The sequence below is a fragment of the Caballeronia sp. LZ016 genome, from assembly GCF_031450805.1.
Taxonomy (GTDB): Bacteria; Pseudomonadota; Gammaproteobacteria; order Burkholderiales; family Burkholderiaceae; genus Caballeronia.
Window position 1 is genome coordinate 1,575,323 of sequence record NZ_JARTVY010000001.1, and the last position, 12,888, is coordinate 1,588,210.

The following is a 12,888-nucleotide window of genomic DNA, read 5'->3' on the forward strand; positions in this document are numbered from 1 at the left end:
TTGGTTTTAGCGCGATGCAGCTTTGAACAGCCTTGCCTTGAGCGCACGCAGCGCGCGATACGGCAGCAGCAGATGGGCCATGCTCTTCGCAACGCCGATCCAGTCGAATGGATTCGCCGCACGGAAGTAACGCAGTTGCAGCCGCAGGGTTGACAGTGCTTGCGTTCGCCGCTTCGTCGCGCTGATGCCGCTTTCGTTCAGCTCGTAGTAGAGCCCGAATTCGGGCAGGTTCGCGCCGTCATGGCGCGCCAACAGCCGCAACAGCAAATCCAGGTCTTCGGCGGCACGATACGTCGCCCGATAATTGCCGACTTCGCGCACCGCATCGACACGCAGCATCAGCGACGGATGCGCGAAGCAGGAACGCGCGAGCATCATGCGGCGGATCGCGGCGGGATCGGTGGGCGGCTTGAGATCGAAGAGCGGGGCGCCGTTCATGCCGACGACGTGCGTCCACATGCCGACGACGGCAACGCGTGGATGCGCTTCGAGATACGCGCGTTGTGCTGCAAGACGGCCTGGCGTTGCGAGATCCCCGGCATCGATGCGGGCCGCGTACCGGAAGCCGCGTTCAGCGAGCGCGTCGATGCCGGCTTGCAATGCGCGCTCGATGCCGCCGTTCTTCGCCATGCGCACGATGTGGATGTCGAGGCCGTCGATGACAGGCGCGACGATGGGCGGCGCGCTGCCGTCATCGACGATCACGACGCGCACACGCGACGCCTCGCTGAATGATGCGAGCGTGCGTTCGACATCGGCCTGGCCGTTGAATGCGGGAATCAGGACGGCTACGTCGGAGAGATCGGTCATGCGCGCAGCCGGAAACGAATGTAGTAGAAGTTGACCGATGCCGCCGCGACATAACCCGCCGCCAGTCCGGCCAACGCGCCATAGCCGTCGAAGCGCGGAATGGCGAACGCATTGACCGCGGACGCAACGGCAAGCGCAAGCAGCCACTTGGAGAGCAGCACGTACTTCGCCTGATACTTGAGCAGCACGAGATTGCCGATTGCTTCGATGCCCGCGGGCACCGAGAGCCAGACGGCCCAGCGGAAGATATCGGCGGCGCCCGCATAGTTCGGCCCGAACACGCGCGCGATGATGAAGCCCGCGAGCGCATCGAGCACGGCTGCGCCCGCGATCATCAGCACGGTGGTCATCGCGAAAAGGCGCAGCAGGTTGCGCTTGAGCCGCGCGGTGTCGGTCACGCGATACACGAACGCCGGCGCGATGGTTTGCGAGAGCATCAGCGCCAGCGCGATCCAGTTTTCGTTGAGCTGCTGCGCGGCGGAATAGAGCCCGAGTTCCGCGAACGATACGCGATGCGCGAGCATCAACCGGTCGAGCTTCAGGAACAGATACATGCAAATGAGGCCGATCCAGAAGACCGTGCCCGCGCTCGCGAAATGACGGAAGAGCGCGCGATCGAAGCGCCAGCCGAGCGTGCCGCCATGCCGGCGCATGTAATAGAACACGAGCGCGCCTGCAATCGCAGCCGCTTCGAGCGCCCATAGCCAGCCGAAACTCGCCGCGCCCGCCGCCACGCGCACGAGCGCATAGACGAGCGCAGCCTTGACGATGGCCGTCATCATGCTCGCGATCAATTGCGGCTTGCTGTAGGTCATGCTTTGCAGCCACGCGTTGATCACGCCGATGAACGGCTCGCGAAAGAGCAGCGTCACGGCCAGGCCCGCGAGCATCGCGCCGACCAGTGGATCGGCGCCGCCCATTGCAATCCATGTCCATGTGAGAAGCAGCGCGACGATCGACACGCCCATGCGCAACACGAATGCGCTGCCGAGCACCGCGCCGGTTTGCGCGGGCGGCTTATCGACGATGGTGGGGACGAGAATCTCCGCACCGCAGACCCATGTAATCGGTGCAATGACGAGCAGCAGCGTGTTCGCGTATTGCCACTTGCCGAATGCATCGGGGCCGAGATAGCGCGCGAGCAGTCCCGAGATGACGATGGCCATGGCGATCTGCGTGAGCCGCTCGAGCCCGAGCCAGACGATGTTGGCGAGCGCCCGGGCGACGTCCGGATTGCCCGAGCGCGTCAGCACTTTCATGCGGCGCAACCGTGGACGATGCCGGGCACGCGCCGTGCTACCGTAGCCCGCTTGCCGTGTTGCGCACCACGTAACAAAGCTGCGTCAACGATCAACTTATGTGCGGTTGCGCGCGAAGGCGACTCATTCGTCGGCCTGAAGGCGAAAGAGCGTTTGGGCATTGGATTAGAATGAATGCGCAGGCTTGAACCGCGACGCGCAACATCGAAAGCGCTGAAAGACAGCGATTATAAGTGCGAACCGAAGCCCGCCCTCGCGTGGCGCTTGCAACGTTTCGTCGGCAGGCCCGCGATGGTCCGACGCTCGACACATGAGCCTCGCAGTCGTTCGCGCGCATGTTGGCCTGGTCGGCGCGCTATTGTCGCCACGACTTGCCACGCCCTTATGGCTGCATCGCCGAGAATTCATCAATTAAATACAGAAGAGGTAGCCATCTTATGAGCCAGGTATCCCAATCCATTTTCAAGGCCTATGACATTCGCGGCATCGTCGGCAAGACGGTGGACAAGGATGTCGCGAAGAACATCGGCCGTGCCTTCGGCAGCGAGATTCGCAAGCAGGGCGGCGATTCCGTCGTCGTGGCCCGCGATGGCCGCCTGTCCGGTCCGGAACTCGTCGGCGCGCTCGCTGACGGCCTGCGCGAGGCGGGCGTCGATGTCATCGATATCGGCATGGTGCCGACGCCTGTCGGCTACTTCGCGGCGAGCGTGCCGCTGCCGCTGCCGTCGGGCGAGCGTCGCGTGGATTCGTGCATCGTCGTGACGGGCAGCCATAATCCGCCCGATTACAACGGCTTCAAGATGGTGCTGCGCGGCGCGGCCATCTATGGCGAGCAGATTCAGGGCCTGTATCAGCGCATCGTGAATGACGACTTCGAGTCGGGCGAAGGCAGCTATACGGAGTTCGATGTATCGCAGATCTATCTGGATCGCATCGTCTCGGACATCAAGCCGGTGCGCCCGATGAAGATCGTGGTCGATGCGGGCAACGGCGTCGCGGGCGGTCTCGCGCCGCGTCTTTTCAAGGCGCTCGGCTGCGAACTGGTCGAACTGTTCACGGACATCGACGGCAATTTCCCGAACCATCACCCGGACCCGGCGCATCCCGAGAATCTGCAGGACGTGATCAAGGCGCTGAAGGAAACGGACGCGGAGATCGGCTTCGCTTTCGATGGCGACGGCGACCGTCTCGGCGTCGTCACGAAGGACGGGCAAGTGATTTTCCCGGACCGTCAGTTGATGCTGTTCGCGCAGGAAGTGCTGTCGCGCAACAAGGGCGGCCAGATCATTTACGACGTGAAGTGCACGCGCAATCTCGCGAAGTGGGTGCGCGAGCAGGGTGGCGAACCGGTGATGTGGAAGACGGGCCACTCGCTCGTGAAGGCGAAGCTGCGTGAAACGGGCGCGCCGCTCGCGGGCGAAATGAGCGGTCACGTGTTCTTCAAGGATCGCTGGTACGGTTTCGACGATGGCCTCTACACCGGCGCGCGCATGCTCGAAATCCTGTCGCGCGTGGACGATCCGAGCAAGCTGCTGAACGATCTGCCGAACTCGCTCTCGACGCCTGAATTGCAGCTGAAGCTGCAGGAAGGCGAGAACTTCGAGCTCATCGGGCGTCTGCAGAAGTCGGCGAAGTTCGAAGGCGCGGATGACGTGCTGACGATCGATGGCTTGCGTGTCGAGTATCCGGATGGATTCGGTCTCGCGCGTTCGTCGAATACCACGCCGGTTGTGGTGATGCGTTTCGAGGCGGACAGCGAAGAGGCGCTCAAGCGTATTCAGGAAGACTTCCGCCGCGTGATTCTTGCGGAGAAGCCGGACGCGCAACTGCCGTTCTGAGTTCGTGATGTGTCGAAGCGGCGCGATCGAAGGGTCGCGCCGTTTTTTATTGGGCGGCGGACAAGCGTGCCGCGCTAAAATCCCCGCTTCCCGTTCTTCTTCCATCGCGCAAGCCGCGCCACCCGTTCACAGCGTGCAAAAGATCCTGATCGTCCGCGTGTCGTCGCTTGGCGACGTCGTCCACAACATGCCGGCCATCGCCGACATCCGTCGCCGCTATCCCGATGCGCAGATCGACTGGCTCGTCGAAGAGAGCTTCGCGAGCCTCGTCGAACTGGTGAATGGCGTGCGCCGCGCGATCCCGTTCTCGCTGCGTCGCTGGCGCAAGGGCTTCGCCTCGGCTGCGAACTGGCGCGAGATCGGCAAGTTCAGGCGCGACCTTGCCGCCGAAAAGTACGATCTCGTCATCGATTGCCAGGGGCTCATCAAGACCGCATGGGTCGCAAGCTGGGCGCGCGGGCCGCTCGTCGGACTCGGCAATCGCACGGACGGCGCGGGCTACGAATGGCCGGTGCGCTTCTTCTACGACCGCCGCGTGCCCATCGAGCCGCGCACGCACGTCGTCGAGCGCACGCGTCAGCTCGTGGCCGCCGCACTCGATTTGCCGCGCCCGCAGATGACCGACGATATCGACTTCGGCCTCGACACGCGCCGCGCGACGCTCGCCGTGTCCGCGCTCGGTCTGAATCTGCCGGTGCCCTACGTGGTGTTCGTCCACGCAACGTCCCGCGCGGACAAGCAGTGGCCCGAAGCCGCGTGGATCGAACTGGGGCAGGCGCTCGTGACGCGCGGGGCATCGATCGTGCTGCCGTGGGGCAGCGACGCCGAACGCGCGACCAGCGAGAAGCTCGCGAAGGAGTTCGGCGCGGCCGCGATCGTGCCGCCGAAGCTGTCGCTGCCGGCGGTCGTCGGGTTGATCGATGGCGCAGCCGCGACCGTGGGCGTCGATACCGGACTCGTACATATTGCCGCAGCGCTGAAGCGTCCCACGGTCGAGTTGTACAATTTCTCGACCGCATGGCGCACCGGCGGCTACTGGTCGCCCAACGTGATCAATCTCGGCGACGCGAGCCGGCATCCGACGCTCTCCGAAGTGAAGGCCGCGCTCGCGGGTTTCGGCCTGCTGTGATGAAGTAACGATCCAGCGCCGTGCGCGAGCCCAATCAAGTTGGAAGGCACATGACGGAATCTCAAATCATCGAAGTCGCATCATGCGACTGGCAGGGCAAGAACCTGTCCGTACCGCGCGAGGCGCTCCTGGCCGGCTTGGAAGACGGCAAGGTCCTCTATTTCCCTAACCTGCGTTTTGCAATCGAAGGCGGCGAGCAGGCGCTGCTCGACCCGAAGATCGCGGACCCGAAGCGCAAGAACATCAGCCTCGCGCCCAACGGCGGCGCGCTCAACGGGGTCATCGGCGACAACGTGATGCAATCGGCGGTGCGCTCGCTCATCGCCCGGTATCAGACGAACGCGCGCACGCTCGTCGACGGGCTCTTTCCCGAATACGACGGCAAGCTGCGCGTCGCGCCGACGAGCCTGCGGCTGCATCAAGTCGAAAAGCGCGAGACGTCGTGGCGCAAGGACGATAGCCGCCTGCACGTCGATGCCTTCCCGTCGCGCCCGAACTACGGCGAGCGCATCCTGCGCGTGTTCACCAACATCAATCCGAAGGGCACGCCGCGCGTGTGGCGCGTGGGCGAGCCGTTCGAGGACATGGCGAAGCGCTTTCTGCCGGGCATCAAGCCGCAAGCGCCGGGGTCTGCGTGGCTCATGAACCTGCTGCACATCACGAAGACGAAGCGCAGCGAGTATGACCATCTGATGCTGCATCTGCATGACGCGATGAAGGCGGACCTCGATTATCAGAAGTCTTCGCCGCAGCAGACGATGCCCTTTCCGCCCGGCTCGGTGTGGGTGTGCTTCTCGGATCAGACGTCGCACGCGGTGATGTCCGGCCAGTTCATGATGGAGCAGACGTTCTTCCTGCCCGTCAGGGCGATGGCGCGGCCCGATCATGCGCCGCTCGGCATTCTCGAACGCCTGAAGGGCAGGGCGCTCGTTTGAGCGGCGCTGCATCCGCGCCGGCGGCGCCGTTCTCGGAGGTCGTATTGAGAGCGATCTATCGCGCGATGTGGTGGATCGTGGCGCCGCTTGCCGTGTTGCGTCTGCTGATTCGCTCGCGCAGGGAGCGGGGGTATCGCGAGCATATCGGCGAACGATTCGGACGCGGCCCCGCACGCCGCGCCGACGACCTCGCGCCGCTAATCTGGGTGCATGCGGTATCGGTCGGTGAGACGCGCGCCGCGCAGCCGCTGATCGAAGCGCTGATGAAGGCGCATCCCGAAGCGCGCCTGCTCATCACGCACATGACGCCGAGCGGTCGCGCGACGGGCATCGACCTGTTCGGCGATCGCGTGCTGCGCAGCTATCTTCCCTACGATTCACCGCATCTCGTGAGGCGTTTTCTGCGCGCGTGGCGGCCGTCGCTCGGCATCGTGATGGAGACGGAAGTGTGGCCGACGCTGATCGACGAATGCAAGCGCGCCGACGTGCCGCTCGTGCTGACGAACGCGCGCATGTCGGAGCGGTCGTATCGGCGCGCGGCGCGGTTCGGGCGGGCGGTGCGCGAGGTCTTCGGCGGGTTTTCGCGCGTGCTTGCGCAGACGCCGGCCGATGCGGACCGGTTGACTGCGCTGGGTGCCCGCAATGTCGCGGTGCTGGGCAATCTGAAGTTCGATATGAGTGCGCCGCCCGAGCTGATCGCGCGTGGACAGGCGTGGCGCGCGGCGATCGGCGACCGTCCCGTGTGGGTCGCGGCGAGCACGCGTGAAGGTGAGGAGACGTTGGTGCTGCGGGCGTTTGCCGCGCTGAACGTGCCGGATGCGCTGCTGATTCTCGTGCCGCGTCATCCGCAGCGATTCGACGAAGTGTCGGCGTTGATCGCGGCGGCGGGCATGACGAGCGCGCGGCGATCGGTGTGGGCGCCGAAGCCTGTTGCGGCGGGATCGGGGGCGGATGTGCCGGCGCGCTTGCCATCGAATGTACAGGTGTTGCTCGGGGATTCGATGGGCGAGCTGGGTGCGTATTACGCGGCGGCGGATCTGGCGTTTATCGGCGGGAGTTTGTTGCCGCTTGGCGGGCAGAATCTGATCGAGGCTTGTGCGGCGGGTGTGCCGGTGCTGATCGGACCGCATACGTTCAACTTCACTCAGGCGACGAATGATGCGATTGCGGCAGGGGCTGCGGTGAGGGTGCACGATCCGCAAGGGCTTGCTGGGGCTTTGCGCGGGTTGTTTTCGGATAAGGCGCGGAGGGTCGCGATGAGTGAGGCCGCGGCGGGGTTCGCGGCGAAGCATCGGGGGGCGACGGAGAGGACGGTCGGGGTCTTAACGGGGATGATGGAGAGGGAATCGTCGACTATCGCTGCTCAATGAACCTGAGCACACGGCGCTATCCGCATTGCTTGCCGTGATTTCGGTCCCAAGGCTTTATTCAGATTCTAGGCTGCCGAATGACCGCCGATACTGCAAACTTTAACCGCTGGCGGGAAGAGGCGCTCAAACTGGCTCACCAGGTTCTCGACAGCGATCCGCGATGAGTGAACGGGGCAATGAAGCAGAGAAACCGCGGCTGAATGCATTCGGTGATGCGCCTCGGCAGTAGGCGCTATCTTCGGAGTCATCTTCGCTCGCGGAAATTTTGCCGGGTTAGACCGCCAACAACCCCTTCCTCTCAATGAACTCGATCACTGCATCCAGTCCTTCGAGCGCTTTGAGATTACACATCACAAACTCCCTTTCTCCCCGCATCTTCCTGGCATCGCTAGCCATGACCTCGAGATTAGCCCCCACATGAGGCGCAAGGTCCGTCTTGTTGATCACCAGCAAATCCGACTTCGTAATCCCCGGCCCGCCCTTACGCGGAATCTTCTCCCCACCAGCCACATCGATCACATAGATCGTCAGGTCGGAAAGCTCGGGGCTGAACGTAGCCGCCAGATTATCGCCACCGGATTCGATAAAAACGATATCCACGTCCGGAAACCGCGACACCATCCTATCGACCGCTTCAAGATTGATGGACGCATCCTCGCGAATCGCCGTATGCGGACAACCGCCCGTTTCCACGCCCATGATCCGCTCAGCCGGCAACGCGCCCGCCACGGTCAAAAGCCGCTGATCCTCTTTCGTATAAATATCGTTGGTGATCGCGACGAGATCGTATCGATCGCGCATCGCCTTGCAGAGCATTTCGAGCAGCGTCGTCTTGCCGGAGCCGACAGGCCCGCCCACGCCCACGCGCAACGGCGGCAGTTTCTTCGTTCTACGGGCGGCGGCGGAATAAGCAGGAGCGTTCATGCGATATCGTTTCGATGACTAAAGCAGGTTAAGAACGAAAGAGCCGCGAATACTGCGACTCATGCCGCGCCGACAAAATGCCGAGCTGCGGCGCGAAGGTGTTGACCTGATCGGGCGATGTCACGAGCGCACGGCACACCGCATCATCGATCGGCGCGCGCAGCGCCACGATGGTCCGCTGCCCCGCAAGCTGCCCGAGCGGCACGGCCTTCAGCGCCGCAGCGGCCTGATTCTCGACCCAACTGAACGCATAGGCAGCAAGCGCTGCATCGGTCGATGCATCGTTTGCATACGCGGCGAACGCATAGGCCGTCGGTTGCGCGATGGGCTTTACCGCAGCAAGCGTCGCGCGACGCGCTTCGTCGCCCCATTCGAGCGACGCGCACAGTTGCGCAAGCGACCATCCCATCTGCTCGGTCTCACGCCGCAATTCAGCGGACTCGCGGCTCGCGATGTATTCATCGTTGGCGCGGCGAAGGGCGGCATCGTCATGCGTTCGCCAGCGTTCCATCTGATGCGCGATGATCGGCAACTCGCCGCGCGCAAGCACATGCGACAAGCCGTTCGCGATCCACTCGCGCGCGGTATCGGCATCGTGAACGAAGCCACATTCGATGGCCGCTTCCAGCCCTTGCGAATAACTGAACGCGCCGATCGGCAACGCAGGCGACGCCAGATGCAGCAGCGCGGTCAGCTCACTCGTGCCCATGACCGTGATGGTGGTGATGATGGTCATGGTCATGCCCGCATTGCGAATGGTCGTGCTCGCGATACAGCTTCTGCGCGAGCGCGTAGTCCTCGCTGAACGTCTCGTCGTGACCATGCTTGTGACCGCCGCCATATGCCCCGGTCTCCGGCTGAAACGGCTGCGATTCGCGCGTGACGGTCGTCCCCAGACGCTTCAACATGTCTTCGAGAACGGAGTCGGCTTCGAGCTTCAAATGATCCGCATGGATCTCGACGGGCGTATGCCGATTGCCGAGATGGTATGCCGCGCGCATCAGCGTGAGCGGGTTCACCGCACGCACGACGAGCACGTCTTCGGCAGCAGCGACCACGCGCACGAAACCGCCGTCGTCGGCGACGAGCATGTCGCCATCGGCGAGCACGGTGCCGCGCGGCATGACCAGCGCGACTTCCTCGCCGTTATCGAGCGTGACTGCGAGGCGGCTCTTGCAGCGCGCATCGAACGCCAGTGTGATCGTAGGCGCGCGCTTGACGAGAACCGGAGCGAGCTTCGCGGTGAGACGTTTGTCGATAGTGCGCATAGGGCTTCAGAACAGAAAGTAGCGTTGCGCCATCGGCAGCACGGTGGCGGGATCGCAGGTGAGCAATTGACCATCGGCGATCACCTGGTAGGTCTGCGGATCGACGCTGATGGACGGCTGCCATGCATTGTGAATCATGTCGGCCTTCCTCACATTGCGGCAGTTCTTCACCGCGACAACTTGCTTTCTCAAGCCATAACGCTCGGCTATGCGCGATTCCAGCGCCATTTGCGACACGAAGGTGAGCGATGTCTTGCCGAGCGCACCGCCACGCGTTGCGAACATCTCCCGATAATGAACGGGCTGCGGCGTCGGTATCGATGCGTTCGGATCGCCCATTTGCGCCACCGCGATCATTCCGCCCTTGACGATCATCGCGGGCTTCACGCCGAAGAACGCCGGCTCCCAGAACACGAGATCGGCCCATTTGCCGGGTTCGATCGATCCCACTTCATGCGCGATGCCATGCGTGATCGCAGGATTGATCGTGTACTTCGCGATATAACGTTTCGCACGGAAGTTGTCGTTGCGCGCGTTGTCTTCGGCGAGCGCGCCGCGTTGCACCTTCATCTTGTGCGCGGTCTGCCATGTGCGGATGATGACTTCGCCGACACGGCCCATCGCCTGCGAATCGGACGAGAGCATGGAAAGCGCGCCGAGATCGTGCAGGATGTCTTCGGCCGCGATGGTCTCGCGGCGAATGCGCGATTCGGCGAATGCAATGTCTTCCGCTATCGACGGGTCCAGGTGATGGCACACCATCAGCATGTCTAAATGTTCGTCGAGCGTGTTGACGGTGTAAGGCCGCGTCGGATTCGTGGACGAGGGCAGCACGTTCGACTCGCCCGCCACTTTGATGATGTCGGGCGCATGACCGCCGCCCGCGCCTTCCGTGTGATACGTGTGAATCGTGCGGCCCTTGAACGCGGCGATGGTGGCTTCGACGAAGCCCGCTTCGTTGAGCGTGTCCGTGTGAATGGCGACTTGCGTATCGGTATCGTCGGCAACCGAGAGACAGTTGTCGATGGCTGCGGGCGTCGTGCCCCAGTCCTCGTGCAGCTTGAGGCCGATCGCGCCCGCCTTGATCTGCTCGACGAGCGGCTCCGGCAAGCTCGCATTACCCTTGCCGAGAAAGCCGAGATTGACCGGCCAGCCATCGGCGGCCTGCAGCATGCGCTCCATGTGCCAGGGGCCGGGCGTGCATGTCGTCGCGTTGGTGCCGGTCGCGGGGCCGGTGCCGCCGCCGAGCATCGTCGTGACACCGCTTGCGAGCGCCTCGTCGATCTGCTGCGGGCTGATGAAGTGAATATGCGTATCGATACCGCCGGCCGTCACGATCATCCCTTCACCCGCGATGACTTCGGTGGCGGCGCCGATTGCAATGGTGACGTCCGGCTGAATGTCGGGGTTGCCCGCCTTCCCGATAGCGAAAATGCGCCCGCCCTTGATGCCGATATCGGCCTTCACGATGCCCCAGTGATCGAGGATCAGCGCGTTGGTCACGACGGTATCGACCACATCGGCGGCGGTGCGTTGCGATTGGCCCATGCCGTCGCGTATCACTTTGCCGCCGCCGAACTTCACTTCCTCGCCGTATGTCGTGAAGTCGCGTTCGACCTCGATGATGAGTTCGGTGTCGGCGAGGCGCACGCGGTCGCCGGTGGTCGGGCCGAACATCTCTGCATAAGCGCGGCGGCCGATGCGTAACGTCATGTTGTTATGTCCTGATCAGAGTGGGCCCATGATGAGGCCGTTGAAGCCATACACGTGCCGCTCGCCTGCGAGCGCGACGAGTTCGACCGTGCGTTCCTGTCCCGGCTCGAAGCGGACAGCTGTCCCCGCTGCGATATTGAGGCGGAAGCCGCGCGTTCTCTCGCGATCGAACAGGAGCGCCGTGTTGACCTCATAGAAGTGATAGTGCGAGCCGACTTGCACGGGCCGGTCGCCGCTGTTCGCCACGACGACCGAAACCGTCGCACGTCCCGCGTTGAGCTCATGCTCGCCGTCATCGATCAGATATTCGCCGGGGATCATCGCGTTTCTCAAGGAATGGGATGGTGGACGGTGACGAGCTTCGTACCATCGGGGAAGGTGGCTTCGATCTGGATGTCGGGAATCATCTCGGGTACGCCTTCCATGACGTCGTCGCGTGTGAGCAGCGTGGTGCCGTAGTGCATGACTTCGGCGACCGTCCTGCCATCGCGCGCGGCTTCCATCAATGCAGCCGAAATGAAAGCGACGGCTTCCGGATGATTCAGCTTGAGACCGCGTGCTCGACGGCGTTCCGCGAGCAGCGCCGCGGTGAAGATGAGAAGCTTGTCCTTTTCGCGAGGCGTCAGTTTCATGGTCTCGTTTTATGTTGCTTTAGAACCGACGCTTTAAGCGAGACGCGTGCCATCGACGCTTAAGCCTACTCGCAGAGGCTTTAGCGCATGACGTGCACATCAATGGGGCAACGCCGTGCGCAACGTTGGTGCGCAATCAGGTGTTCCAGAGCCTCAACGGTCGCGCATCGACGCCATGCACGAGCGGGCGAAGCTGCATCCAGCAATCGGTGAGCGCGCGTTGCAGCGGCTCCATCGAGTGACTTACCGCACGCACGATGAGCACGCCCGGCGCAACGCATGATGCGCCTGCGCGCAGGGCGTCATCGAACGGCAACTGCGCCGTAAGGGCTTCGGCGAGGGCGTCGTCGCATGTGGGGCTTATCGCCCATAGCGTTCCGTATGCGGGATGGCTTGCGAGGCCTTGTCCTGCATCGCGCAATGCATCGCTTGCTTCGATGAGGCTGCGTTCGAACCATAGCGTGCGTCCATCGCGATATTCAATGCGCGAGACCGCCTTGATATGCCCTTGCGTCCATCTTTCGCCGGCAGCGGCGCGGCCGAGCAGCATTGCATCCCAGCCGATGGCCGTCGCGCCTTCGTCGAGCGTGAGACTGAAATCCAGTTCGATGCTGGACGATTCGAACACGATGTTGTTTTGCGGAAGCCAGTCGAGTTTTGCATGTGCCGCGAGACCGATATGGATGCGCTGCGTCGCGAGCTTGCCGTTGGCCTTGTACCACTTCGTTGCGCCGGGCGTCGTGATGACGGCATGTGTGCTTTCACCGAGCTTCACGTCGATGTTCAGGCGATCGCCGCCCGCCACGCCGCCCGGCGGATGCACGATGACTGCGTGACAGATATCGCCTTCCGGATAGAGCGGCCGTTGCATGCGCAGCGGGCCTTCGTGCTTGCGATGTGTGCAAACGGTGCGGTCGTGCTGACGAGCGAAGCCGAGTTCGAGCGTGCCGCGCCACGTGTCGGGATCGGCGAGGGCTGCGTGAGGTTCGTGATGCATGGAGACGGTGCTA

13 protein-coding genes are annotated in these 12,888 nt (G+C 63.3%); 4 read left to right on the forward strand and 9 right to left on the reverse strand.

Translation table 11 applies throughout. The features are described from left to right. Positions 1–6: 6 nt before the first annotated feature. Together P9220_RS07460 and P9220_RS07465 are read right to left on the reverse strand one after the other, a co-directional pair. Positions 7–810 carry a glycosyltransferase gene (locus P9220_RS07460; protein WP_309764267.1) on the reverse strand — a complete coding sequence of 268 codons (804 nt, stop codon included), beginning with the start codon at positions 808–810 and terminating at the stop codon, positions 7–9. After that, positions 807–2,069, reverse strand: coding sequence for an oligosaccharide flippase family protein (locus P9220_RS07465; protein WP_309764268.1), 1,263 nt, complete (start codon positions 2,067–2,069; stop codon positions 807–809). Before P9220_RS07465 ends, P9220_RS07460 begins: the two co-directional genes overlap by 4 nt. Positions 2,070–2,506: 437 nt before the next feature. Here P9220_RS07465 and P9220_RS07470 point away from each other — a divergent pair, with 437 nt between their 5' ends. The 4 genes from P9220_RS07470 (at position 2,507) to waaA (ending at position 7,341) form a co-directional block, all read left to right on the forward strand. Next, complete coding sequence (locus P9220_RS07470) at positions 2,507–3,907, forward strand: phosphomannomutase/phosphoglucomutase (protein ID WP_309764269.1); 1,401 nt, start codon at positions 2,507–2,509, stop codon at positions 3,905–3,907. A 133-nt stretch (positions 3,908–4,040) separates the two neighbouring features. Continuing rightward, the gene (waaC, locus tag P9220_RS07475; RefSeq protein WP_309764270.1) at positions 4,041–5,036 is read left to right on the forward strand and encodes a lipopolysaccharide heptosyltransferase I; all 996 of its coding nucleotides are present in this window, start codon (positions 4,041–4,043) and stop codon (positions 5,034–5,036) included. A 50-nt stretch (positions 5,037–5,086) separates the two neighbouring features. Beyond that, positions 5,087–5,971 (forward strand): Kdo hydroxylase family protein, encoded by an 885-nt coding sequence (locus tag P9220_RS07480; protein WP_309764271.1) that lies wholly within the window; start codon positions 5,087–5,089, stop codon positions 5,969–5,971. Continuing rightward, complete coding sequence (gene waaA / locus P9220_RS07485; RefSeq protein WP_309764272.1) at positions 5,968–7,341, forward strand: lipid IV(A) 3-deoxy-D-manno-octulosonic acid transferase; 1,374 nt, start codon at positions 5,968–5,970, stop codon at positions 7,339–7,341. The genes P9220_RS07480 and waaA overlap by 4 nt, the downstream gene beginning before the upstream one ends. A gap of 273 nt (positions 7,342–7,614) precedes the next feature. On the opposite strand, the gene ureG is transcribed toward waaA, so the two are convergent. The 7 genes from ureG to P9220_RS07520 all read right to left on the reverse strand — a co-directional run bounded on the left by ureG (position 7,615) and on the right by P9220_RS07520 (position 12,875). Continuing rightward, positions 7,615–8,265, reverse strand: coding sequence for an urease accessory protein UreG (gene ureG, locus P9220_RS07490; RefSeq protein WP_309764273.1), 651 nt, complete (start codon positions 8,263–8,265; stop codon positions 7,615–7,617). 28 nt (positions 8,266–8,293) lie between these two features. Next, the gene (locus tag P9220_RS07495; RefSeq protein WP_309765416.1) at positions 8,294–8,974 is read right to left on the reverse strand and encodes an urease accessory protein UreF; all 681 of its coding nucleotides are present in this window, start codon (positions 8,972–8,974) and stop codon (positions 8,294–8,296) included. Beyond that, positions 8,961–9,533: an urease accessory protein UreE gene (ureE, locus tag P9220_RS07500; protein WP_309764274.1), complete on the reverse strand. Its 573-nt coding sequence runs from the start codon at positions 9,531–9,533 to the stop codon at positions 8,961–8,963. Before ureE ends, P9220_RS07495 begins: the two co-directional genes overlap by 14 nt. 6 nt (positions 9,534–9,539) lie before the next feature. Then, the gene (ureC, locus tag P9220_RS07505; protein WP_309764275.1) at positions 9,540–11,246 is read right to left on the reverse strand and encodes an urease subunit alpha; all 1,707 of its coding nucleotides are present in this window, start codon (positions 11,244–11,246) and stop codon (positions 9,540–9,542) included. A gap of 15 nt (positions 11,247–11,261) precedes the next feature. Then, a complete protein-coding gene (locus tag P9220_RS07510; protein WP_309764276.1) occupies positions 11,262–11,567 on the reverse strand; it encodes an urease subunit beta in 306 nt (101 codons plus the stop codon). Between the two features lie 8 nt (positions 11,568–11,575). Next, positions 11,576–11,878 carry an urease subunit gamma gene (locus tag P9220_RS07515; protein WP_014192076.1) on the reverse strand — a complete coding sequence of 101 codons (303 nt, stop codon included), beginning with the start codon at positions 11,876–11,878 and terminating at the stop codon, positions 11,576–11,578. A gap of 136 nt (positions 11,879–12,014) precedes the next feature. Next, entirely contained in the window at positions 12,015–12,875 is an 861-nt protein-coding gene (locus P9220_RS07520) for an urease accessory protein UreD (RefSeq protein ID WP_309764277.1), read from the reverse strand. Positions 12,876–12,888: the final 13 nt, after the last annotated feature.

Coding starts and splice junctions, on each gene's coding strand:
- P9220_RS07515 (WP_014192076.1), bottom strand. CDS start 11,878: ATGAAACTGACGCCTCGCGAAAAGGACAAGCTTCTCATCTTCACCGCG.
- ureG (WP_309764273.1), bottom strand. CDS start 8,265: ATGAACGCTCCTGCTTATTCCGCCGCCGCCCGTAGAACGAAGAAACTG.
- P9220_RS07470 (WP_309764269.1), top strand. CDS start 2,507: ATGAGCCAGGTATCCCAATCCATTTTCAAGGCCTATGACATTCGCGGC.
- P9220_RS07520 (WP_309764277.1), bottom strand. CDS start 12,875: ATGCATCACGAACCTCACGCAGCCCTCGCCGATCCCGACACGTGGCGC.
- P9220_RS07480 (WP_309764271.1), top strand. CDS start 5,087: ATGACGGAATCTCAAATCATCGAAGTCGCATCATGCGACTGGCAGGGC.
- ureE (WP_309764274.1), bottom strand. CDS start 9,533: ATGCGCACTATCGACAAACGTCTCACCGCGAAGCTCGCTCCGGTTCTC.
- ureC (WP_309764275.1), bottom strand. CDS start 11,246: ATGACGTTACGCATCGGCCGCCGCGCTTATGCAGAGATGTTCGGCCCG.
- P9220_RS07495 (WP_309765416.1), bottom strand. CDS start 8,974: ATGGGCACGAGTGAGCTGACCGCGCTGCTGCATCTGGCGTCGCCTGCG.
- P9220_RS07465 (WP_309764268.1), bottom strand. CDS start 2,069: ATGAAAGTGCTGACGCGCTCGGGCAATCCGGACGTCGCCCGGGCGCTC.
- P9220_RS07460 (WP_309764267.1), bottom strand. CDS start 810: ATGACCGATCTCTCCGACGTAGCCGTCCTGATTCCCGCATTCAACGGC.
- P9220_RS07510 (WP_309764276.1), bottom strand. CDS start 11,567: ATGATCCCCGGCGAATATCTGATCGATGACGGCGAGCATGAGCTCAAC.